The 21190-nt window shown below is 74.9% G+C and carries 23 protein-coding genes; 17 read left to right on the top strand and 6 right to left on the bottom strand.

Annotated features, from left to right (window positions below):
• Positions 1-22: 22 nt before the first annotated feature.
• Complete coding sequence (locus tag FHL80_RS15115) at positions 23-577, bottom strand: DsbA family protein (RefSeq protein ID WP_138734219.1); 555 nt, start codon at positions 575-577, stop codon at positions 23-25.
• 196 nt (positions 578-773) lie between these two features.
• Here FHL80_RS15115 and FHL80_RS15120 point away from each other — a divergent pair, with 196 nt between their 5' ends.
• A complete protein-coding gene (locus FHL80_RS15120; protein WP_138734220.1) occupies positions 774-1154 on the top strand; it encodes a YidH family protein in 381 nt (126 codons plus the stop codon).
• Positions 1151-1501 carry a DUF202 domain-containing protein gene (locus tag FHL80_RS15125; protein WP_138734221.1) on the top strand — a complete coding sequence of 117 codons (351 nt, stop codon included), beginning with the start codon at positions 1151-1153 and terminating at the stop codon, positions 1499-1501. Before FHL80_RS15120 ends, FHL80_RS15125 begins: the two co-directional genes overlap by 4 nt.
• A gap of 19 nt (positions 1502-1520) precedes the next feature.
• On the opposite strand, the gene FHL80_RS15130 is transcribed toward FHL80_RS15125, so the two are convergent.
• A complete protein-coding gene (locus tag FHL80_RS15130; protein ID WP_138734222.1) occupies positions 1521-2411 on the bottom strand; it encodes an SMP-30/gluconolactonase/LRE family protein in 891 nt (296 codons plus the stop codon).
• A gap of 153 nt (positions 2412-2564) precedes the next feature.
• On the opposite strand from FHL80_RS15130, the gene FHL80_RS15135 reads away from it, so the two are divergent.
• The 14 genes from FHL80_RS15135 (at position 2565) to FHL80_RS15200 (ending at position 16966) form a co-directional block, all read left to right on the top strand.
• Entirely contained in the window at positions 2565-3479 is a 915-nt protein-coding gene (locus FHL80_RS15135; protein ID WP_138734223.1) for a pyruvate, water dikinase regulatory protein, read from the top strand.
• Positions 3476-5908 (top strand): phosphoenolpyruvate synthase, encoded by a 2433-nt coding sequence (gene ppsA / locus FHL80_RS15140; RefSeq protein ID WP_138734224.1) that lies wholly within the window; start codon positions 3476-3478, stop codon positions 5906-5908. Before FHL80_RS15135 ends, ppsA begins: the two co-directional genes overlap by 4 nt.
• On the top strand, positions 5898-6509 hold the full coding sequence (locus FHL80_RS15145) for a carboxymuconolactone decarboxylase family protein (RefSeq protein WP_138734225.1): 612 nt from the start codon (positions 5898-5900) through the stop codon (positions 6507-6509). The genes ppsA and FHL80_RS15145 overlap by 11 nt, the downstream gene beginning before the upstream one ends.
• A gap of 165 nt (positions 6510-6674) precedes the next feature.
• Positions 6675-7340, top strand: a complete 666-nt coding sequence (gene clsA, locus FHL80_RS15150; protein WP_138734226.1) for a cardiolipin synthase ClsA — start codon at positions 6675-6677, stop codon at positions 7338-7340.
• Positions 7337-8320 carry a DUF881 domain-containing protein gene (locus FHL80_RS15155; protein WP_138734227.1) on the top strand — a complete coding sequence of 328 codons (984 nt, stop codon included), beginning with the start codon at positions 7337-7339 and terminating at the stop codon, positions 8318-8320. Before clsA ends, FHL80_RS15155 begins: the two co-directional genes overlap by 4 nt.
• A 3-nt stretch (positions 8321-8323) precedes the next feature.
• On the top strand, positions 8324-8656 hold the full coding sequence (locus tag FHL80_RS15160) for a small basic family protein (RefSeq protein WP_138734228.1): 333 nt from the start codon (positions 8324-8326) through the stop codon (positions 8654-8656).
• A complete protein-coding gene (locus FHL80_RS15165; protein WP_138734229.1) occupies positions 8653-9501 on the top strand; it encodes a DUF881 domain-containing protein in 849 nt (282 codons plus the stop codon). Before FHL80_RS15160 ends, FHL80_RS15165 begins: the two co-directional genes overlap by 4 nt.
• A 60-nt stretch (positions 9502-9561) precedes the next feature.
• Positions 9562-9966 (top strand): glycine cleavage system protein GcvH, encoded by a 405-nt coding sequence (gcvH, locus tag FHL80_RS15170; RefSeq protein WP_138734230.1) that lies wholly within the window; start codon positions 9562-9564, stop codon positions 9964-9966.
• Between the two features lie 297 nt (positions 9967-10263).
• The gene (gene odhI / locus FHL80_RS15175) at positions 10264-10782 is read left to right on the top strand and encodes an oxoglutarate dehydrogenase inhibitor Odhl (RefSeq protein WP_026845538.1); all 519 of its coding nucleotides are present in this window, start codon (positions 10264-10266) and stop codon (positions 10780-10782) included.
• 46 nt (positions 10783-10828) lie between these two features.
• Positions 10829-11533, top strand: a complete 705-nt coding sequence (ftsR, locus tag FHL80_RS15180) for a transcriptional regulator FtsR (protein WP_246078699.1) — start codon at positions 10829-10831, stop codon at positions 11531-11533.
• Positions 11534-11680: 147 nt separating this feature from the next.
• Positions 11681-12172, top strand: coding sequence for a bifunctional nuclease family protein (locus tag FHL80_RS15185; RefSeq protein WP_138734231.1), 492 nt, complete (start codon positions 11681-11683; stop codon positions 12170-12172).
• Between the two features lie 197 nt (positions 12173-12369).
• The gene (locus FHL80_RS15190) at positions 12370-12939 is read left to right on the top strand and encodes a MerR family transcriptional regulator (protein ID WP_138734232.1); all 570 of its coding nucleotides are present in this window, start codon (positions 12370-12372) and stop codon (positions 12937-12939) included.
• Between the two features lie 158 nt (positions 12940-13097).
• Complete coding sequence (gcvP, locus tag FHL80_RS15195; RefSeq protein WP_246078700.1) at positions 13098-16109, top strand: aminomethyl-transferring glycine dehydrogenase; 3012 nt, start codon at positions 13098-13100, stop codon at positions 16107-16109.
• A gap of 68 nt (positions 16110-16177) precedes the next feature.
• Entirely contained in the window at positions 16178-16966 is a 789-nt protein-coding gene (locus tag FHL80_RS15200) for a hypothetical protein (protein ID WP_138734233.1), read from the top strand.
• A gap of 15 nt (positions 16967-16981) precedes the next feature.
• Here FHL80_RS15200 and FHL80_RS15205 read toward each other — a convergent pair whose 3' ends face one another.
• The 3 genes from FHL80_RS15205 to coaA form a co-directional block, all read right to left on the bottom strand.
• Positions 16982-17734: a serine hydrolase gene (locus FHL80_RS15205; RefSeq protein WP_138734234.1), complete on the bottom strand. Its 753-nt coding sequence runs from the start codon at positions 17732-17734 to the stop codon at positions 16982-16984.
• A 280-nt stretch (positions 17735-18014) separates the two neighbouring features.
• Entirely contained in the window at positions 18015-18206 is a 192-nt protein-coding gene (locus FHL80_RS15210) for a DUF5999 family protein (RefSeq protein ID WP_014740683.1), read from the bottom strand.
• A gap of 179 nt (positions 18207-18385) precedes the next feature.
• The gene (gene coaA / locus FHL80_RS15215; protein WP_138734235.1) at positions 18386-19348 is read right to left on the bottom strand and encodes a type I pantothenate kinase; all 963 of its coding nucleotides are present in this window, start codon (positions 19346-19348) and stop codon (positions 18386-18388) included.
• A 92-nt stretch (positions 19349-19440) separates the two neighbouring features.
• Between coaA and FHL80_RS15220 the strand changes: the two genes are divergently transcribed.
• Complete coding sequence (locus FHL80_RS15220) at positions 19441-20277, top strand: GNAT family N-acetyltransferase (protein WP_138734236.1); 837 nt, start codon at positions 19441-19443, stop codon at positions 20275-20277.
• 30 nt (positions 20278-20307) lie between these two features.
• Here FHL80_RS15220 and FHL80_RS15225 read toward each other — a convergent pair whose 3' ends face one another.
• Positions 20308-20847: a YbhB/YbcL family Raf kinase inhibitor-like protein gene (locus FHL80_RS15225; RefSeq protein ID WP_138734237.1), complete on the bottom strand. Its 540-nt coding sequence runs from the start codon at positions 20845-20847 to the stop codon at positions 20308-20310.
• Positions 20848-21190 lie beyond the last annotated feature (343 nt).

The following is a 21190-nucleotide window of genomic DNA, read 5'->3' on the forward strand; positions in this document are numbered from 1 at the left end:
CGAGCCCTGGACGGACCACTGCTCAGCCGCGCAGCAGCGCGCCCAGCGCCGCGGGGTCGTACAGCACCGCCGCGTCGACGGGCTGGTCGTCGAGCAGGGCTGCCGGGGTGCCCTGGGGATCCTGCTCCTGGAAGGTCTGGTCGACCTCGGTCACCCAGAGGTCGTACCGACCCTCGCGCACCCCCGTCACGAAGGCCGGGCTCTGCAGTCCGGCTCGGCGGCCCAGGTCGAGCAGGTCCTCGACGGTGAAACCGCCGCTGTGCTCGTCGGGCTGGGCGGCGAACAGCTCGCGGCGCAGCTGGTCGAAGTGGCCGGCTTCCGCGGCGAGGGCGAGCGCGTTGTCGGCGCGCACCGACTCCGGGCCGAGGAAGCACCGCATGCGGTACTCCACCGCGACCGCACCGGCTGCCACCTCCCGGCGCAGCAGGTCCCCCGAGGCATCCTCGAAGTGCCGGCAGTAGGGGCACTGCGGGTCCTCGAAGACGACCAGCCGGCGGCGGGCGCCGTCGCTGCCGACGAGCACACCGCCTGCCGGGGTGTGACCGGACGGGGTGGGGGATGCTGAGAGAGACTCCATGCCGCTGTCCCTACCCCGCCGACCGTCGGTTCTCGCCGTCCGGTGCCCGATCGTTCCGGAACGTCGGTCGGCCGACCCGGGAACGGCCGACGAGCCGAGCAGCAGGACCCCGCGCTCAGCGGCGCGCGGTCGGCTGACCTGCTGCGGCGGTGGTCTACTGCTCCGCGGAGGACGGCGAGCGCGGAGGGGGCCTGCGGTGACCAGCACGGGCGCGCCGGGCCGCGCCCGGTTCCCGCGGTCGGTCTACGGCGTGGGCGAGGAGCCGGACCCCCGGTTCAGCCTGGCCAACGAGCGCACGTTCCTCGCCTGGATCCGGACGTCGCTGGCGCTGTCCGCGGCGGGCGTGGCGCTGGAGGCGCTCGACGTCCCGGTGGCCCGGGGGCTGCGGCTGGCCTGCGCCCTGCTGCTGGTCTGCCTCGGCGTGCTGGCCCCGGTGCAGGCGTGGTGGGGCTGGGCGGCGAGCGAGCGGGCGATGCGCTGCCGCCGGCCGCTGCCGTCCCCGCTGCTCAGCCCGCTGATCGCAGTGGGGACCCTGGTCGCCGGGGTGCTGCTGCTGCTCGGTCTGCTGCTGGGGTGACCGGCGCGCCGGACCCGGCCCCCGACCCCGGCCTGCAGGCGGAGCGCACCGCGCTGGCCTGGCGGCGGACGTCGCTGGCCCTCGCGGTGGCCGCGGCCGGTGCCGGGCGGCTCGCGGCCCCGACGCTCGGCGTGGTCGCCCTCGCCCTCGCCGGGCTCGGCCTGCTCCAGGCGGTCGCGGTCGGCTGGCGCGCGGCCGGCAGGTACCGGGCCGTGCGCCGCGCGCTGACCTCGGGGGGCGGCCTGTCGGCGGTCCGCGCCGGGGGCCTGCCGATGGCCGCCCTCGCCGTCAGCGGGGCGGTCACCGGCCTGCTGGCCCTGGCGTTCGTCCTCGACCCGAGCGGCTGACGGCCGGGGACGTCCGCCGTCAGCCGCGGCCGACGGCCGGCACGTCGACCGACGCGGTCACCAGCACGGCCTCGCGCACCGGCGCGCGCAGGTGCGCGAGGAAGTCCGGTGCGCAGCACAGCAGCAGCGTGCGCCCGTCCACCCCGCCGAGGGCGCAGGCGAACACCCCGAGGCCGTCGGGCGCCGACACCTGGTCCACGACCTCCCCGCCGGGCGCCACCCGCACCACCCGGCCGCCGACGGCGTCGGCGGCCCAGACGTGGCCGTCGGCGTCGCCGGCGCAGCCGTCGGGTGCGAGCACCAGCTGGCCGAGCACCTCGTCCAGGGTGGCGCCGGAGGGCGCGGGGCCGAACTCCGCCCAGGTCCGCCGGTTCGACAGCGCGCCGTCGGGGGCCAGGTCGAAGGCGGTGTACCGGTTGCCCAGCGTCTCGCCGACCAGCAGGGTGCCGCCGTCGGCGGTGATGACCATGCCGTTGGGGAACAGCAGGTCCTCGGCGACCACCGTGACCGTGCCGTCGGGGTCGACGCGCTTCAGGCTGCCCGGGCGGGGCGCGCCGCCGGCCATCAGGTCGAAGCCGAAGTCACCGGCGAACACGTGCCCGGCGCGGTCGACCACCAGGTCGTTGAGCAGCCCGCCGCAGTACGGCGCCAGGTCGGCGTGGGTCGTCGCCGTGCCGCCGTCCCACCGGAGCAGCCGCTGGTCGGTCATCGACACCACCACCAGGGAGCCGTCGGGCAGCCAGCCCAGTCCCGAGGGCTGGGTGGGCACCTCCAGGACGACGGTCTCCTCACCGGCGGGGGACACCCGGCTCACCGTGCCGCGGTAGAAGTCCGAGACCCACCAGCTGCCGTCGTGCCAGCGCGGGCCCTCGAAGAAGGAGCCACCGGTGAGGAGTGTGGTGAGCGTCATGGCCGGAGGGTAGGGGGTGGGTGACCCGGAGCACCCCGGCAGGCGATACTCACGGCCGAGCCACCTGACCTGCATGCAACGACGCGTGACCTCAGAGGTGCTGGAGATGACCGTTTCCCGACGGCCCGTCCGGGCGTCGCGCCGGGGTGCCCGTTGACCGATCCGTCGCCCGCCGGGGCGCGGGCGCTGGACGCCGACACCGTGGTCCCGGTGTTCTTCCTGTCCGACAGCACCGGGATCAGCGCGGAGACGATGGGCAACGCGCTGCTCATCCAGTTCCCGGACGTGCGCTTCGAGCGCACCCTGATCCCCTTCATCTCCTCGGTCGAGGAGGCCCGCGAGGTCGTCGCCCAGCTCGACGAGGTGATGGCCGGCCCGGTCACCCCGCTGGTGTTCACCACCGCCGCCGTCGACGAGGTCCGCGAGGAGCTGCTGAAGACCACGGCCCCGATCATCGACTTCTTCGGCCTGCACATGGACCGGGTCGAGGCCCAGCTCGGGGCCCGCGGGCTGCGCGAGGCCCGGCGGCTGCACGGGGTCGGCGACGTCCGGCGCTACAACAGCCGGATGGCGGCGATCGAGTTCGCCATCGAGCACGACGACGGCCTGAGCCCGCGCGGCCTGGACCGGGCCGACGTCGTGCTGCTGGCGCCCTCGCGGTGCGGGAAGACCCCCACGGCGATGTACCTGGCCCTGCAGCACGGCCTGTTCGTGGCCAACTACCCCCTCGTCGACGAGGACCTGGAGACCACCGACCTGCCCCGCCCGGTGAAGGACCTGCGCGACCGCTGCTTCGGGCTGACCACCACGGTGGCCCGGCTCAGCCGCGTCCGGCAGGAACGACGCCCTGACTCGCGCTACGCCTCCGAGGAGCAGTGCCGCTTCGAGCTGCGCCGGGCGACGGCGATGTACAACCGGCACCACCTGCCCACGGTGGACACCTCGGCGGCCTCCGTCGAGGAGATCGCCGCCGTGGTGATCCAGACCCTGGCCCGGCAACGCCGCAGCGCCGGTGACCGCCCCCCGTCCGGCCACGACCTCCCGCGAGGAAGGACCACCCGCTCATGAGCACCGACACCGCACCCGAGGCGTCCACCGGGCGCACCCCCGCCGACGACACCGACAACGTCCGCTGGTTCGCGGAGCTGGGGCTGGTCGACCTGGAGGTGGTCGGCGGGAAGAACTCCTCGCTGGGCGAGATGATCTCCCACCTCGCCGACGCCGGGGTCAGCGTCCCCGACGGCTTCGCCACCACCGCGGCGGCCTACCAGCGGTTCCTCGGCGACACCGGGCTGGCCGACCGGATCAACGCCCAGCTCCGCGACCTGGACACCGACGACGTCCGGGCACTGGCTGCGGCCGGCAGGCAGATCCGCCGCGAGGTCGTCGAGCAGCCGTTCCCACCGGCGCTCGAGGCCGACATCCGGGCCGCCTACGACCGGCTGGCCGGCGACGACGCCGAGGCCTCCTTCGCGGTGCGGTCGTCCGCCACCGCCGAGGACCTGCCGGACGCCTCGTTCGCCGGCCAGCAGGAGACGTTCCTCAACGTGCGCGGCATCGACGCGGTGCTGCAGGCGGTCCGCGAGGTCTACGCCTCGCTGTACAACGACCGGGCCATCGCCTACCGGGTCCACCACGGGTTCGACCACGAGGCGGTGTCGCTGTCGGCCGGCGTGCAGCGGATGGTGCGCTCGGACGTCGGCGCGTCCGGCGTCATGTTCACCATGGACACCGAGTCCGGCTTCCGGGACGCCGTGTTCATCACCTCTGCCTACGGGCTGGGCGAGGGCGTCGTGCAGGGGGCGGTCAACCCCGACGAGTTCTACGTCTACAAGCCCGCGCTGGCCGCCGGGCGGGCCGCCGTCCTCAAGCGCGGGGTGGGGGAGAAGGCCACCAAGATGGTCTACACCTCCGACGCCGAGGTCGGCCGGACCACCGAGTTCGTCGACGTCGACCCGGCCGACCGCCGGCTGCTGTCCCTCACCGACGACGAGGTCACCGAGCTGGCCCGGCAGGCGGTCAGGATCGAGGAGCACTACGGCCGGCCGATGGACATCGAGTGGGGCAAGGACGGGCTCACGGGTGAGCTGATGATCCTGCAGGCCCGACCGGAGACCGTGCAGTCCCGGTCCGGGAACACCTCGCAGCGTTACCGGCTCACCGGCAGCGGCGACGTCGTGGTCGAGGGGCGGGCGATCGGGCAGAAGATCGGCGCCGGCGCGGTCCGGGTGCTCTCCGACATCGACGAGATGGACAGCTTCACCCCCGGCGACGTGCTGGTCGCCGACATGACCGACCCGGACTGGGAACCGATCATGAAGCGGGCTTCGGCGATCGTCACCAACCGCGGCGGGCGCACCTGCCACGCGGCGATCATCGCCCGCGAGCTCGGCATCCCGGCCGTCGTCGGCACCGGCGACGCCACCCGCCGGCTCACCGACGGCGACCCGGTCACCGTCTCCTGCGCGGAGGGGGACACCGGCCTGGTCTACGCCGGTGAGGTCGGCTTCGAGGTCGAGGAGACCCGGCTGGACGCCATGCCGGAGATCCCCACCAAGATCATGATGAACGTCGGGACGCCGGAGCAGGCCTTCGCGTTCTCCCGGCTGCCGAACGCCGGCGTCGGGCTGGCCCGGCTGGAGTTCATCATCAACCGGCAGATCGGCATCCACCCGCGGGCGCTGCTGGAGCTGGACACCCTCGACGCGCCGCTGAAGGCGCAGGTCGAGGAGCGGATCGTGGCCTACCCCTCGGCCCGGGACTTCTTCGTGCAGCGGGTCGCCGAGGGCGTCGCGATGTTCGCCGCGGCCTTCGCGCCCGAGCCGGTCATCGTCCGGATGAGCGACTTCAAGTCCAACGAGTACGCCAACCTGCTCGGCGGCGAGCTCTACGAGCCGCACGAGGAGAACCCGATGCTGGGCTACCGGGGGGCCTCCCGGTACCTGTCGGCCGACTTCGCCGAGTGCTTCGCCATGGAGTGCGCGGCGCTGCGGTACGTCCGGGACGAGATGGGCCTGACCAACGTCAAGATCATGATCCCGTTCGTCCGGACCGTGGCCGAGATCGAGGGCGTGGTGCGGCTGCTCGGCGAGCACGGACTGCGCCGCGGAGAGAACGACCTGTCGGTGGTGATGATGTGCGAGCTGCCGAGCAACGCCCTGCGGGCGCACGCCTTCCTCGACCACGTCGACGGGTTCTCCATCGGCTCCAACGACATGACCCAGCTCGTGCTGGGCCTGGACCGCGACTCCAGCTTGGTCGCCGGCGCCTTCGACGAGCGCGACCCGGCGGTGCTCGCCGTGCTGGAGATGGCGATCACAGCCTGCCTGGAGCGCGGCAAGTACGTCGGCATCTGCGGGCAGGGCCCCAGCGACCACCCCGACCTGGCCGAGTGGCTGGTCGCGCAGGGGATCGAGTCGATGTCGCTGAACCCCGACACCGTCGTGGACACCTGGCAGCACCTCGCCCGGACCGCGCGGACCGCCCGTGCGACCTGACGCCGAGTTGACCGGCCGGCCGGCGCAGCCCGGACCGGCCCGCAGCTGCGCACCGCGCCCCGAGGAGCTGGACGACGAGCGCCGGGCACTGTGGTCGCTGATCGCCGAGGGTCCCCGGCGGGCCCAGGCCAGGGTGCCCCTCGTCGACGGCGACGGCCGGCTGCTCGGCCCGTTCGGTCTGATGCTGCTGTCCCCGCGCATCGGCGCCGCCGTGCAGTCGGTGGGCGCGGCGCTGAGGTTCGACGAGGACCTGCCGGCCCGGCTGCGCGAACTGGCCGTGCTCACGGTCGCCGCGGCCGTCGGCTCGGAGTTCGAGTGGGCGGCGCACGAGGCCGCCGCGCTGGAGGCCGGTGCGGAGCCCGCCCAGCTGCAGGACCTGCTGGACGACCGGGCGCCGGGCGGGCTGGCCCCGGCCGAGGAGGTGGGGCTGCAGGTGGTGCGGGCACTGCTGGCGCGGCACACCCTCGACGACCCGCTGTTCGAGCGGGCGTCCGCCGTCCTGGGCACCCCGGGCCTGGCAGCGCTGGTCTGGCTGGTCGGCTACTACGAGATGCTGGCGACCGCACTGGCCACCTTCCGCCCCGGGCCTGCCGTCGGCTGACCGGCCGCCGGCTGACCGGCTGTCGGCTGACCGGCTGTCGGCTGACCGGCTGTCGGCTGACCGGACGCCGCGACCGGCGGGATCCTGGCGTCGGGCCGGTCGCGGCGGGCATCGCCGGTGCCGGGCACTAACCTGGCCTGCGGTGGACGGCGAGGTGAGGCGGCGATGACGACGGCGGACGACCGGGCGGCCGACGTCCCCGCGGGCACCCCCGCCGGCCGGGCCGCCGCCCGGTCGCTGGGCCGCGACCAGCTCAGCGACCGGGTGCTCACGCTGCCCAACCTGCTCTCGGTGCTCCGGCTGCTCGGCGTCCCGCTGTTCCTCTGGCTGCTGCTCGGCCCGCACGCCGACGGGTGGGCGATCGTGGTCCTGGCGGTGTCCGGGTTCACCGACTGGGCCGACGGGAAGCTCGCCCGCGCGCTGGGCCAGTCCAGCAGGCTGGGCGCCCTGCTCGACCCGGCGGCCGACCGCCTCTACATCGTCGCCACGCTGGTCGCGCTGGCCATCCGCGAGGTCGTGCCGCTGTGGGTGGTCCTGGTCCTGCTCGGGCGGGAGCTGGTCCTCGGGGTCACGCTGCTGCTGCTGCGCCGGGCCGGCTGGCCTCCGCTGCAGGTGCACTACCTGGGCAAGGCCGCGACCTTCCTGCTGCTCTACGCCTTCCCGCTGCTGCTGCTCGCCGACGGGGACAACCCGGTGGCGGCCGTCGTCCAGCCGATCGCCTACGCGCTGACCGTCTGGGGTGCGGCGCTGTACGTGCTCGCCGGGGTCCTCTACGTCGTGCAGGCGGTGGGGCTCCTCGCCGGGGACCGGCGGGTCGGGGCGACCCGGTGAGCGCCCCGGCCCCAGGCCGGCAGCGCTCGCTCGGCGCCTCGCTGCTCGACCAGGTCCTCGCCGAGACCCTCGACCCGGCCTACGCGCAGGCCGCCGCGGCGAGGACGGCGCGCGCCGCCGGGCCCGACGGCGGCGGCCCCGGGCCGGGGTGGCTGCGGCGGTACCGCGGCCAGCTGCTGGTCGCGCTGACCCTGCTGCTGGCCGGGCTGCTCGCCTCGATCACCTACGACGAGGCGGCCGCCGGCGCGCAGGGCCGGGACCAGGCCCGGCAGGCGCTGCGCGACGACATCGGTGAGCAGTCCGACACCGCCGACGACCTCACCGCCCAGCTGGAGGAGCTCACCGCCCAGGTCACCCGCACCCGGCAGCAGGCCCTGGAGGCCAGCGTGGTCGGTCAGCGGGCGCTGGAGCAGCTCGCCGTGGCCGGGCAGGCGGCCGCCGTCGTCGCCGTCTCCGGCCCGGGCCTGCGGGTGACGATGGACAACGCGCCGCCCGCCGCCGACAGCGACCCGGTCGGTGGCTCCGAGGAGGTCGCCGGTGCGGGCATCGTCCAGGACGGCGACCTGCAGCTGGTGGTCAACGCGCTGTGGGCCTCCGGTGCCGAGGCGATCAGCATCAACGGCCAGCGGATCGGGGCGACCACCGCCATCCGGCAGGCCGGCAAGGCGATCCTGGTCGACCTCAACCCGGTGAACACCCCCTACGAGATCTCCGCGATCGGCGACCCGCAGGACCTCAGCAACGCCTTCCTGTCCACCCCGGAGGCCTCCGTGGTGGCCGGGTTGAGCCGCGACTACGGTCTGGTCTTCGAGTTCGCCCGCGACGAGGACCTGGCACTGCCGGCCGGGACCAGCGCCGAGCTCCGCTGGGCCACCCCGCTGGACCCGGGCCCCGTCCCGAGCAGCGATCCCGGCACGGCTCCCGGCACCGATCCGGGCAGCGACCTGGTCGCCCCTGACCGCACCACCGACGGAGGCTGACGCGTGATCCCGATCCTCGGACTCGCGATCGGCGTGGTCCTCGGGCTCCTGCTGGACCCCAGCGTGCCGCTGTGGCTGCAGCCGTACCTGCCGATCGCCGTGGTGGCCGCGCTGGACGCGGTGTTCGGCGGCGTCCGCGCCCGCTTCGACCGGATCTTCGACGCGAAGGTCTTCGTGGTCTCCTTCGTCTCGAACGTCGTCGTCGCCGGGCTCATCGTGTTCCTCGGCGACCAGCTGGGCGTCGGCGCCCAGCTGTCCACCGCCGTGGTCGTCGTGCTCGGCATCCGCATCTTCGGCAACGCGGCCGCGATCCGCCGGCACCTGTTCCGGGCATGAGCGCCGAGCACCCGGAGCGGGACCGCACCCCGGACGACGTCCCGGCCGCCGAGGCGGCCGAGGCGGCCGAGGCACCGGCTGCCGGGCAGCCGGAGAGACCCGCGGGGACACCCGGGGACCCGGCTCCTGCCGAGGCCGCCGCGCCCGCCCGGCGCCGCCGGCGCCGCGACCCGCTCGCCGCCGTCCTCATCGGGGTGCTCACCCTGCTGCTGGGCTTCGCCTTCGCCGTCCAGGTCCGCAGCACCGACACCGACACCCAGCTCGCCGGGGCCCGCGAGGAGGACCTGGTCCGCATCCTCGACGACCTCACCGCCCAGCAGGACCGGCTGCGCCAGGAGATCGCCGACCAGCGCTCCGCGCTGGACCAGCTCGGCAGCTCCGACAGCGACTCCGCCGTGGCGCTGCAGGAGGCCCGCGAGCGGGCGGAGGCGCTGTCCATCCTCAACGGCTCGGTCGCCGCCCAGGGGGAGGGGATGACGATGACCATCCGCGACCCCGCCACCGGCATCACCTCCTCGGTGCTGCTCACCGCGATCCAGGAGCTGCGCGGGGCCGGCGCGGAGACCATGCAGGTCGACCAGGTGCGGATCGGGGTCAGCAGTGCCGTCACCGGCACCCCCGGGAACCTGGCGATCGACGGGCAGCAGCTCCAGGCGCCCTACGTCTTCCAGGTCATCGGCTCCTCGCAGGACATGGCGACGGCGATGAGCATCCCGGGCGGCGTCGTCTCCACCGTCGGCGGCCGTGGCGGCAGCGTCGACATCGTGCAGTCCGACCGGGTCGTGGTGGACGCGTTGCGACCCCTCGACGCGCCTCAATACGCTGCTCCCGACAGCGGCAACTGAACAAGGACCCCCGTGCAGGGCCGTACGAGCCCACCACCCCTCGACTCCTGGAGATGCCGCATGGCCACGCCCGATGACCGCCGTTACACCGACCAGCACGAGTGGGCGCTGGTCCAGGGCACCGAGGGTGCCTCCACGGTGGTCCGGGTCGGGATCACCGACCACGCCCAGGACGCCCTCGGCGACATCGTCTTCGTGCAGCTGCCCGAGGTCGGCGCCGAGGTGGCGCCGGGCAACCCGGTCGGTGAGGTCGAGTCGACCAAGTCCGTCTCCGACGTCTACTCACCGGTCTCCGGTGTCGTGTCGGCGGTCAACGAGACCCTCACCGACGCCCCCGAGACGGTGAACAGCGACCCCTACGACGCCGGCTGGCTGATCGAGGTCACCGTGCCGGCCGACGGCGGCGACCCGACCGCGGAGCTGCTCGACGCCGCCGCCTACGAGGCCGTCGTCAGCGCCTCCTGAGCCCCCCGCCGGGGCGGTGCGGCCGACGTCCCGGGGTCGTACCCCCCGGCGTCCCCGCGCCCCGGCACACGATCACTATCATCACCGGGACGGCCGGTCCCGTGACCGATGCGGGCCCCGACCCTCACGCTGTACGTGCGGTTGACCCCCGGGTCGGCCGCACGGTTCCATGACCCCCGGCCCGACCGCGATCCTGCGGCGGCCGACCTGCGACGGGCCGACCGGCCCGACGCCCGCCGGCCGACCGCGGCCCACCCCAGGCCCGCGGCGGTGCCACCTGCACCGGAGGAGACCGACGTGACCTGCACTCGTTGTGGCCACCAGAACCCCGAGGGCAGCCGATTCTGCGCCCAGTGCGGTTCGGCTCTGAGCCCCGAGCGGGTCGGCGAGTCGACCAGCATCATCCCCAAGGTCGGCGGCGAGGACTCCGGTGAGCAGGCCGAGGTCTCCGAGTCGACCGCCGACGCGCACGCCGGGGCCGTCGAGTCCCTGCCCGCCGGGTCGGCGCTGCTGGTGGTCAAGCGCGGCCCCAACGCCGGCAGCCGCTTCCTGCTCGACCAGGAGGTCACCACCGCCGGTCGGCACCCCGACAGCGACATCTTCCTCGACGACGTCACCGTCAGCCGGCGGCACGTGGAGTTCCACCGCGAGGGCGGCGGCTTCACCGTCCACGACGTCGGCAGCCTCAACGGCACCTACGTCAACCGGGAGCCGGTCGACGTCGCCTCCCTCGCCGGCGGCGACGAGGTGCAGATCGGCAAGTTCCGCCTGGTGTACCTGACCGGGCCGCGGACGGGCGAGCCGGCCGGGGCATGACCGGCCCGGTCAGCGGAGTCCCGGGCGCGCGGGCGTCGTGACCGCGGTGCCCCAGCCCGACGGGAGCGCGGACCGGGACACCGACCCCACGGCACCCCGGTTGACGATCGGCGAGGTCCTCGCCGCGCTGCGCGGGGACTTCCCGGACGTGACCATCAGCAAGATCCGGTACCTGGAGTCCGAGGAGCTGGTGCACCCCCAGCGCACCCCCTCGGGCTACCGGAAGTTCTCCACGGCCGACGTGACCCGGCTCCGGTACGTGCTGGCCGCCCAGCGCGACCAGTACCTGCCGCTGCGGGTCATCAAGGAGCACCTGGACGCCCTCGACCGCGGTGAGCCGCTGCCCGGGCACGCCGCCGCCGAGGACCAGCCGGTGCCCACCACCCCGCTGCCGGCCGCCGAGTTCGCCGAGGCCGCCGGGCTGACCGAGCAGCAGCTCGCCGACTGCGTCGAGTTCGGCCTGGTCGCGCCGGACGCGCACGGCCGGCACCGGCCCAGCGACCTCCCGGTCGCCCGCGCCGCCGCCGGGCTCGCGCAGCACGGCATCGAGCCGCGGCACCTGCGGCTGCACCGCACGGCCGCCGAGCGGGAGGCCGCGCTGCTCGAGCAGCTGGTGACCCCCACCCTGCGCGCCCGGTCCGACGACGCCCGCAGCCGCGCCGCGGAGCAGCTGACCGAGCTCGCCGGGCTGTCCGCCCAGCTGCACGCAGCGCTCCTCGAGGCCCGCCTGCGCGAGGTCCTCGGCGGCTGATCGCTGGCGTACCGTTGCGGCACAGCGGGTACCCCGGTCCGGCAGCTCCGCAGGCCGCAGGTGGGGCACCCGCGGGACGAGCACCAGACGGGCACAGCAGTGCACCACGGAGGACCCGGCGGGGACTCCAGCGGAGGGGAGCCAGACGTGCAGGAGCTCAGAGTCGTCGGCGTCCGGGTCGAGCTGCCCGGCAACCAGCCCATCCTGCTGCTCAAGGAGACCCAGGGGGAGCGCTACCTGCCGATCTGGATCGGCGCGGCCGAGGCCGCCGCCATCGCGTTCGAGCAGCAGGGCGTCCGGCCGGCCCGGCCGATGACGCACGACCTGCTCCGCGAGGTGGTGCGCGCGCTGGGCGCCAACCTGGAGGCCGTGCACATCACCGAGATGCGCGACGGCATCTACATCGCCGAGCTGGTGTTCGGTGAGGAGCGCACGGTCAGCGCCCGCCCGTCGGACGCCGTCGCCCTCGCCGTCCGCACCGGGGCGCCGATCTACGGTGCGGAGGCCCTGCTCGACGAGGTCGGGATCGAGATCCCCGACGAGCAGGAGGACGAGGTCGAGAAGTTCCGGGAGTTCCTGGACAACATCAGCCCGGAGGACTTCGGCGCCGGCTCCGGCTCGGGCGGCGGCCCCGCCTGAACGGTCGGTGTGCAGGTCAGGGGCTCACTCCGGAGGGGTGAGCCGACCGACACGCCGCCCCTTTCGGTTGACCGGGTCCCCGGCCCGGGCCTACCTTCAGCGAATCACGTGCGTGGAACTCCCGAGCCGCGCGCTGTGACCGGTCCGGCGACAGCCGGCGCGGCCCAGCTGCTGGGTGCTGAGAGCGAGGAGAGCCCGTGAGCGACCAGGACAACGGTTCGCAGGGTCAGCTGTTCAGCGACGCAGCGGTGGGCGCCTTCTCCTACGACGACGTCGACAGCGACACCGTCGGGTACCGCGGCCCCACGGCCTGCGCGGCCGCCGGCATCACCTACCGGCAGCTGGACTACTGGGCCCGCACCGGGCTGGTCGCCCCGTCCGTCCGCAGCGCCACCGGGTCGGGCACGCAGCGGCTGTACTCCTTCCGCGACATCCTCGTCCTCAAGGTCGTCAAGCGACTGCTGGACACCGGCGTCTCGCTGCAGAACATCCGCAGGGCCGTCGACCACCTGCGCACCCGCGGGGTCAGGGACCTGGCGAACATCACCCTGCTGTCCGACGGCGCCACGGTGTACGAGTGCACCTCCGCCGAGGAGGTCGTCGACCTGCTCGCCGGCGGTCAGGGCGTGTTCGGGATCGCGGTGTCCGGAGCCCTCCGTGAGCTGTCCGGGGAGCTCGCCGAGCTGCCCGCCGAGCGGCTGGACGGCGCCCCGCACGCCGACGACGAGCTCTCCCAGCGCCGCCGACGCCGCGCCGCCTCCGCCTGAGCGAGCCCGCTCCCGCGCCGTCGGTGTGCCCCGGGACAGTGATCAGGTGACCTGATCGAAGGCCGTCCTCCTGCAGCAACGCTGGTGAGGGAGGAGGGACTCTGATCAGGTGACCTGATCCACGTCGGCCCTCGCAGCCCGCTGGTAGCGTCGTTGCAGTGGCCGACCGATTTCCTGGCTCTGACGGACTCCTGACCGGGGCCCTCCCCGCGCTCTCCGCACTGTCCACGCAGGGGTCGTTCGCGGCCCGGCACATCGGCCCCCGCCCCGGCGACACCGAGGCCATGCTGGCCGTCGTCGGTCACTCCTCGCTGGAGTCGCTGGCCGACGCGTGCGTGCCCGAGAGCGTGCGCGACCGCACCCCGCTCGACCTCCCGGCCGCCGCCGACGAGGCGACCGTGCTGGCCGAGCTGCGGGAGCGCGCCGCGGCCAACGAAGTGTTCACCTCGATGATCGGCCTGGGTTACAGCGGCACGATCACCCCGCCGGTCATCCAGCGGAACGTCCTGGAGAACCCGGCCTGGTACACCGCCTACACGCCGTACCAGCCGGAGATCAGCCAGGGCCGGCTCGAGGCGCTGATCAACTTCCAGACGATGGTCGCCGACCTCACCGGCCTGCCGGTCGCCGGTGCCTCGATGCTCGACGAGGCAACCGCCGCCGCGGAGGCGATGACGCTCGTCCGGCGGGCCGGACGGGCCCGGGCCGACGCGGTCTTCGTCGTCGACGCCGACACCCTGCCGCAGACCCTCGCCGTGCTGCGGACCCGCGCCGAGCCCCTCGGCATCTGCCTGCACGTCACCGACCTGTCCGCCGGCTGGCCGACCGACCTGCCCGCGGCCGGCGCGTTCGGCGTGCTGCTGTCCTACCCGGGCGCCAGCGGCGCGGTCCGCGACCACCGGGCGCTCGCCGCCGCCGCGCACGAGGCCGGGGCGTCGGTCGTCGTCGCCGCCGACCTGCTCGCGCTCACCCTGCTCGAGGCGCCGGGGGAGTGGGGCGCCGACGTCGCGTGCGGCACCACCCAGCGCTTCGGCGTCCCGATGGGCTACGGCGGCCCGCACGCCGGGTACCTCTCCGTCCGCGAGGGGCTGGCCCGCCAGCTCCCCGGCCGGCTGGTCGGCGTCTCGGTGGACGCCGACGGCGACGTCGCCTACCGGCTGGCGCTGCAGACCCGCGAGCAGCACATCCGCCGGGAGAAGGCGACCAGCAACATCTGCACCGCCCAGGTGCTGCTCGCCGTGATGGCCGGCGCCTACGCCGTCCACCACGGGCCCGAGGGCCTGACCGCGATCGCCGCCCGGGTGCACCGCACCGCCCAGGTGCTGGCCGGCTGGCTCCGGGCCGGCGGGGTGCCGGTCGTGCACGAGCACTTCTTCGACACGCTGACCGTCTCGGTGCCCGGCCGGGCCGCCGAGGTGGTCGCCGCCGCGGCGCAGCGCCGGGTGAACCTCCGGCTGGTCGACGCCGACACCGTCGCCGTCGCCTGCGACGAGACCACGACACCCGCCGTCCTGCGGCTGGTGGCCGAGGCGTTCGGCGTGCCCACCGACGACGCCGCCCTGGACCAGGCCGGCGCCGACGCCCTGCCCGGCGACCTGCGCCGCCGGACGCCGTTCCTCACCCACCCGGTCTTCCGTCAGCACCGCTCCGAGACGGCGATGCTCCGCTACCTGCGCTCGCTGTCGGACAAGGACCTGGCGCTGGACCGCACGATGATCCCGCTGGGCTCGTGCACGATGAAGCTCAACGCCGCCACCGAGATGGCCGCCATCACCTGGCCGGAGTTCGCCGGGCTGCACCCCTTCGCCCCCGTCGAGCAGGCCCGCGGGTACGCCCGGCTCATCGACGAGCTCTGCACCGGGCTGGCAGAGATCACCGGGTACGCCGCGGTGAGCGTCCAGCCCAACGCCGGCTCGCAGGGCGAGTTCGCCGGCCTGCTGGCGATCCGCGGCTACCACCGCTCCCGCGGGGAGAGCCACCGCGACGTGTGCCTCATCCCGTCCTCCGCGCACGGCACCAACGCCGCCAGCGCGGTCATGGCCGGCATGCGGGTCGTCGTCGTGGCCTGCGACGACGCCGGCAACGTCGACCTCGCCGACCTGCACGCCAAGGTCGACACCCATGCCGACCGGCTCGCCGCGATCATGATCACCTACCCGTCGACGCACGGGGTGTTCGAGGTCGAGGTGCAGCAGATCTGCGCGGCGGTGCACGACGCCGGCGGCCAGGTCTACGTCGACGGGGCGAACCTCAACGCCCTGGTCGGCCTGGCCCGGCCGGGCCGGTTCGGCTCCGACGTCAGCCACCTCAACCTGCACAAGACCTTCTGCATCCCGCACGGTGGCGGTGGCCCCGGCGTCGGCCCCATCGGCGTCCGGGAGCACCTGGTGCCCTTCCTGCCCAGCCACCCGCTGGTCGAGACCGGCGGGCAGGGCCCGGCGGTCTCCGGCGCGCCCTTCGGCTCGGCCGGGATCCTGCCGATCTCCTGGGCCTACCTGCGGCTGATGGGCCCCGACGGGCTGCTCCGGGCCACCGAGCACGCCATCCTCGCCGCCAACTACGTCGCCGAGCGGCTGCGCCCGCACTACCCGGTGCTCTACACCGGTGCCACGGGCCTGGTCGCCCACGAGTGCATCCTGGACATCCGGCCGCTGACCAAGGCCACCGGCGTCACCAACGACGACATCGCCAAGCGGCTGATCGACCTCGGGTTCCACGCCCCGACGATGAGCTTCCCGGTCGCCGGGACGCTGATGGTCGAGCCGACCGAGAGCGAGGACAAGGCGGAGCTCGACCGCTTCGTCGAGGCGATGGTGCTCATCCGCGAGGAGATCGAGAAGGTCGCCGGCGGCGAGTACGACAGCACCGACAACCCGCTGCGGAACGCGCCGCACACGCTGAAGATGCTGGCGGGGGAGTGGGATCACCCCTACGCCCGCGAGACCGCCGTGCACCCGGTGCCGCGGCTGGTCGGGCGGAGCTACCTGGCCCCCGTCCGGCGGATCGACGGTGCCTACGGCGACCGCAACCTGGTCTGCTCCTGCCCGGCGCCGGAGGCGTTCGAGGAGCCGCACGAGGCGCACCCGCCGGTGGCGACGGAGCCCTCCCGCGCGGCGGGCGCCCCGGACGACCTCGGGACGACGGCCGACGTGGTGGGCGCTCAGGCCTGAACACGGTCTGGCAACGGCAGGCCGGCAGGGGCTCGACGGATCACCGGCGGAGGGTGGACCCTCTCCGCATGAGGACGTCGGTGCGGGGGTCGGTGTCGGGCGGGGTGCTGGTGGCCGGGGCGGCGGTGCTGCTGACCGCGTGCGGCAGTCAACCGGCGGTGGACGCGGCCAGCCCGGTCGGGGTCAGCGAGGCGGCGGCGACGGAGAGCGCCGGCCCGGCCACGGCGATCACCGAGGCGCCCGCCGGCGACCTGGCCGCGGGCCTGCTGCCGGAGTCGGCGTTCGGCCCGGACGCCGAGGTCGTCCAGCTCCCCGACGACATGCCCGGCTGGTGGTCCGGGCACGACGGCTGGGACCACGGCGGCTGGTGGGGGCACGGCGACGGGGCCGGCGGCCTCCCCGACGGGACGGGCGTCGAGCCGGCGGCGTGCGCCGACGTGCTGGCCAGCCTGCCGGAGCTCCCCGACGACGAGCCGGACGTCGCCGGCCAGGTCGCCACGACCGACCAGCTGCGCACCTTCGAGGTCCTCGCCGACGGACCGGCGCTGGAGGGCCTGCAGCTGCCGGTCGACCAGCTGCTGCAGAACTGCTCCGACGTGACCGTGACCGGGCCGTGGGGGATGACGGCGACCTTCTCGGTGACCGAGCTCGACGCCGCAGCCCGCGGCGGGTCGACCACCGCACTGGCGGTCGCGGTGACCTCCCCGGCCGGCTCGCAGTCGGGCCTGGTGGGCGTGGTCACCCAGGGCTCGCGCGCGCTCATGCTGGCGCAGACCGGTTCCGACGGAGCCGAGCCGGATCAGGCCGCGTTCACCGCCCTGCTCGACCAGGCCGCGGACGCCGCCTCCTTCGACTGACGCCCGGGCAGCCCCTCAGGTGCTGCTGACGACGGCCTGGGCGGCGGCGTCCAGGGCCGCCCGGGCCCGGGCCCAGCTGGTGCGGGTCGGGAAGCCGCCGAGCAGGACGACGACCCGGCCGTCGGCGAGGACGCCGGCCGAGTGCAGCTGCCGGCGGGCGTCGATGCAGCACATCCAGCCCTGCTTCACCGCGACCGCGGTCGCTGCGGTCACCGCGGGGGCGAGCAACCCGTACCGCTGGTCGAAGCCGTCGGTCGCGACCCGGGTCGGCGACCCCATCCAGCCGGTCAGCGTGGCCAGGTCGTCGGCGGGCAGGTGGTCGGGGAGGGCGGACAGGAACCGCGCCGTGTCCGCCGCGGTGGTCACGGCCTCGCCCCACTGACCGGCCTGCGCCGGAGGGTCGCTCCCCGTCAACCCGAAGTCGGCGGCCGCGGCGACCACCAGCTCGGCGCCGTCGAAGCGGTCCCACAGCAGGCTCATCGCGTCGTCGTCGGAGGCGACGACGGCCCGCCGCATCCGGTCGAGGTCGGCCGGGGAGAGCTGCAGCAGACCGGCGGCGTCCCGGGCGAACAGCTGCTGGACCACCAGCAGCTTGACCAGCGAGGCGGTCAGGACGGGGATGCGGGCACCCGGGCCGGTCAGCACCTCCGCGCCGGTGGGGTCCAGGACGGCGACGTGCACCGTCCCGCCGACGCGGGCGGCGGCCTCCCCGGCGGCGGTGAGCACGGCCAGCCCGGCCGCGGGGTCCACGACCGGGGGAGGCGGCACGGCCCCGGGCAGCCGGACAGCGGGCGGCCCGGCCGGGACCGGTCGCGGCGGGGGCCGGGTGGCCGCGGTCGGATGCGGGTCCGCCGCTCGCGCCGGCGGGCACTCGCCGACCGATGAGGCGAGGGCGGCGGTGAGCGCGAGCACCGTCGTCGTCGGCGTGAGCCGGCGCCGGGGCGGACGCGCGCGGCGCCGGAGCCGACCATGCGGCACAGCGTCCCGGAATGCCGCCCTCGCGGGCAGTGGTCCCGGCGTGCCGACCGCGCTGGGTGGCCGGTCGGGGTCAGGCGGTGGCGAGCTGCCAGCGGCGGTCGAGCACGACCTGGCCGTCGGGGAGGAGCTCGCCGTCGTCGTCGAAGAGCACGACGCCGTTGCACAGCAGGGTCCAGCCCTGCTCGGGGTGCCGGCTGACGGGCACGGCGAGCACCCGGTCGTCGGCGGTGGCGCTGGGGCAGCTACGTACGTGAGCACACATCCTGGTCTCCTGTCGGACCCGGTCGGCGGGCGGAGCGGCCTGCCGTGCGGTGGACCGAGTGTGCGCGCGGTCACGTATGTCGCCCGGAGGCCGAGGTGACGACGTCACGCTGCGGAGTTGGCACAGTGTGTGGTGATCCGCCCGGTCCGGTCGGGAGCCCGCCGCGCAGCGCGACCTCGTCAGAGCTTGCGCAGCAGCACCCGGCGCACCGAGTGGTCCGCGGCCTTCTGCAGCACCAGCCGGGCCCGGGAGCGGGTGGGCGCGATGTTGAGCCGCAGGTTGGGCTCGTTGACTCCCCGCCAGATGCCCCGTGCCGTCGTCGTCGCCTCCTCGTCGGTGAGGTCGGCGAACCGGTGGAAGTAGGCGGCTGTGTCGGAGAAGGCGGTGCGCCGCAGGGCCAGGAAGCGCTCGACGTACCACCGCGAGATGTCGTGCTCGGCGGCGTCGACGTAGACGGAGAAGTCGAAGAAGTCCGAGAGGAACACCTCCGGCACCCGGCCGTCGGGGCGGCCACCGGCCTGCAGCACGTTGAGCCCCTCGAGCACGAGGACGTCGGGGGAGTCGACGACCTGCCGCTCCCCGGGCAGCACGTCGTAGGACGCGTGCGAGTACAGCGGCGCACTCACCTCCGGCCTGCCGGACTTCACGTCGGCGAGGAAGCGCAGCAGCGCCCGCCGGTCGTAGCTCTCCGGGAAGCCCTTGCGGTCCAGCAGCCCGCGCGCCTCGAGCTCGGCGTTGGGCAGCAGGAAACCGTCGGTGGTGACCAGGTCGACCCGGGGCGTGTCCGGGGCGGCGGCCAGCAGCGCCTGCAGCAGCCGGGCCGTGGTGCTCTTGCCGACGGCCACGCTGCCGGCCACGGCGATGACGAAGGGGACCTTCGCCGTGCGCGCCCCGAGGAACTGGGTCTGCGCCGCCCACAGCCGGCGGCTCGCGGTGACGTGCAGGTGCAGCAGGCGGGCCAGCGGCAGGTACACCGTCGCGACCTCGTCGACGTCGATCCGGTCGCCGAGGCTGGCCAGCGCCCGCACGTCGGCGGCGTCCAGCGGCAGGTCCGAACCCGCCGCCAGGGCACGCCAGGACTCCCGGTCGAACGCGGTGAAGGGCGAGACCTGCGCTCGCGTGCCGACCGTCACGGCGCCCATGGTGCCGTCCGGGCTCCGCCCACCCCCCGACCGGGTGGTCCCCGGGGTGCGGGGAGGCCGGCGGTGGCGCTGCGGCGTCTAGGGTCCTGGGCGTGTCGTCGCCCGGGCTCCTCGACCGGATCGAGCGCTACTTCGCCCTCGCGGCCCTGGCGGACGCCCGGGTGCACCGGGTGGGCTCGCTGGCCGTGCCGATCGGGTCGCCGGACTGGCCGTACCCCGCGCGTCCCCTGCCGGGGCGCGAGGCCGCCGTCACCGTCGCCGACGTCCGGGCCGCCGTCGCGCTGCAGGAACGGTCCGGCGTCCCGGCGTCGCTGGAGTGGCTGGGCGAGCGGTGCCGCGGTCTGGCCGGGGTCGCGCGGTCGGCGGGGCTGGCCGTGGAGGACCTGCCGCTGCTGGTCGCCGACGACCCGGTCGAGGTGCTGCTGCCGGTGGGCGTCCGGCTCTACCTCGTGGGCGCCGACGACCCGAAGCTGGGGCTGTACCAGCGGCTGGCCGAGCTGGCGTTCGCCTCGCCCGGGCCGGTGGCCCCCGTCCCCGCGGCGGCCGGGCGGAGCACCCCGGACGTCGCCCTCGGCGACCCGGGACCGGCGGACCTGCCGCCGACCGAGGTGCTGCGCGAGCGGGTGGCCGCCGGCCGCACGGTCATGATGGTCGCGGTCGACGACGGCCAGCCGGTCGCGATCGGCTCGCACCAACCGGTCGACGTCGACGGTGTGGAGATCAGCGAGGTGGTCGGCGTGGCGACCCTGCCCCGGTTCCGCGGCCGCGGCCTCGGCGCCGGGCTCACCTCGGCGCTGGTCGAGCACGCCCGGCAGACCGCCGACCTGGTGTTCCTGTCCGCCGGTGACGACGACGTGGCCCGGGTCTACGAGCGGGCCGGGTTCGCCCGGGCCGGCACCACCTGCCTGGCGGAGCGCCCGTCCCGCTGAGCCGGCGCACCGGCCCAGCGGGACGCCGGGTCACTCGACGTCGTACTCCGCGACGATCGTGCCGCGGGCGAGGGTGTGGCTGAACAGGTTGAACCCGAGGTAGGCCGGGCTCGCCTCGGCGGGCACCCCGAGGTCGTCGGTGTCGAGCGCGTGCACCACCACGTAGTAGCGGTGGGTCCCGTGCCCGGCCGGCGGCGCCGCACCGACGTACCCGGCGAACCCGGCGTCGTTGCGCAGCTGCACCGCACCTGCGGGCAGGCCGTCGGAGGCCGCGCCGCTGGACAGCTCGGTCACCGAGGCCGGGATGCCGGCGACCGCCCAGTGCCAGAAGCCGCTGGTGGTCGGGGCGTCGGGGTCGTAGACGGTGATCGCGAAGCCCTTGGTCTCGCTGGGGAAGCCGGACCAGCTCAGCTGCGGGGACCGGTCCTCACCGCCGGGGACGCCCATCGCGCCGCTCGTGTGCGGGGCGGGGAGGCGCTCGCCGTGCCCGATGTCGGTGCTCTCGAGCGAGAACGAGGGGACCTGCGGGAGGAAGTCGTAGGGGTTCGGCGGGGTGGGGCGGTCGGCCATGCCGGTGCTCCTCGGGTCGTGGGCTCCCGGCGGGGACCGGGAGAGCGGCGGTGCCGCAGCTCGTGCCGACCCTAGGGAGTTCCGTGGGGCGCCGCCCGGTCGGGCGCTGCCGACCTGGCGACGGCGCCTCGGCGCACCATACCGCACCGTTATCCCCAACGCCGCCGCCGCCCGACCGGCCCGCCGTCCCCGGGGGAGCACCCCCGGACACGAAACGCGGGAGCGCCCTCCGGGCGGAGCAGTGACGCACCCCAGCACGGCGGGGCGAGCGAGGTCGCCCGGCCGGGGTGCGAGCGAGCACGAGGAGGCCACCGGGCGGGGGAGCGGAGCCGAACGCCTGGAG

The sequence above is a fragment of the Modestobacter excelsi genome, from assembly GCF_005930495.1.
GTDB classification, from domain to species: Bacteria; Actinomycetota; Actinomycetes; order Mycobacteriales; family Geodermatophilaceae; genus Modestobacter; species Modestobacter excelsi.